Here is a 1,277-nt window from a genome sequence, read left to right as displayed (position 1 = left end):
ACTCTTTCCAGCTTATCGTATTCATTTCTTACATAGGTATGTCCATCTTGATCTGTTATTGCAATAATTAAATCATTTTCATAGGTATAGGTTAGCAATCCTCCATTAGGGTATAATACTTTTACAAGGTTGTCTCCTTCATATTCATAACTTACTTTTCTTCCTATATTATCTGTTATTTTTACTACTTTTCCATAATTGCATTTGAAAGAAACTTTCTTTCCTCCTGGGGATGTTATGGTTTTTATATTTCCTTCATCATCGTAATCTATGATCATCTTATTATTATTTCTATCAATTATATAAATAAGCTTTCCTGACTTATTATATCTGTGAGTTTCATTATTTTTTATTTTTAAAATAAAACCGCCAGTTTCACTGTCGTCTAAAAGTATATTGGCAGTACTTTCTATGGTTATGTTTTCCCATTTGTCTTCTTTTTTTATAAAGCTTTCTACATGTCCATCAGAATACAGGAGGGTAATTTCATTTTCATTTTCTCTTTCTATTTTGCTTTCATATCTGAAAGTCCATCCTCTTCCCATAACTCCTAGAGACTTGTCTTTAGAGTTATAGTTTCTCTCTAAATCTATTTCTAAGCCTCTATCTTCCACAATAAGATCTACAGTTTTTACGTCTAAACTTCCATTTACTACATTTATAGGGTCTCCACAGGTTACCTTTTCTATCTCTGGCATGTTCTCTTTCTTATTTTCTTTTAAATTTTCACCTTTAGACCCTTTGGAATTTCCCTCTCTGGTACTAGCAACTTCTTCTCTACTTCTTCTTGATTCATGTGATTTTGTATTTTCTGTATGCTGACCTGGTTTAAATCTTTTAGATCCTCTTCCCATAAAAGCTGGAGCCAAAGCAAGGGCATCTTCTGCCACATTAAACCAATTTCTAATATTCCGTGGATCTTTTATTAAGGCCTGCATATCACCTTTTATTCGGCTTAAAGATTCCTTCATAGCCTTAATGGCATCAACTTTGCTTTTTACTATTATTGCTTTTGTAGCTACTTTCCCAGTTACTTTAACAACTTTTACAGCTTTCGCTACTCTTGCTGGGTATTTAACAAGATGTGCTATTTTAATAATTGAAGCGGCCTTTCTTTCTACTTTTGCAACTTTTACAGCTGTTTTCCCTACTTTACCGGCTATTTTTGCTATTTTACCAGCCACTTTTACTGCTTTGCCAGCTCCTTTTGCTATTTTTGACCCTTTCAATGCTGGTCCTGCAAATGGTATGCAGCAGGCTAGTGACAGTAATGCCCC

At 33.7% G+C, this 1,277-nt stretch carries 1 protein-coding gene; it reads right to left on the bottom strand.

Translation table 11 applies throughout. The features are described 5' to 3' along the window. Positions 1–1,277 (bottom strand): DUF6531 domain-containing protein (locus HGI79_RS22405; RefSeq protein WP_185652880.1); only part of this gene is annotated, 1,277 nt, incomplete at both ends.

This window comes from Clostridium sp. DJ247, from assembly GCF_014231265.1.
Note: the sequence above shows the minus strand (reverse complement) of the source record. Positions and strands in the feature narration are given on the sequence as shown.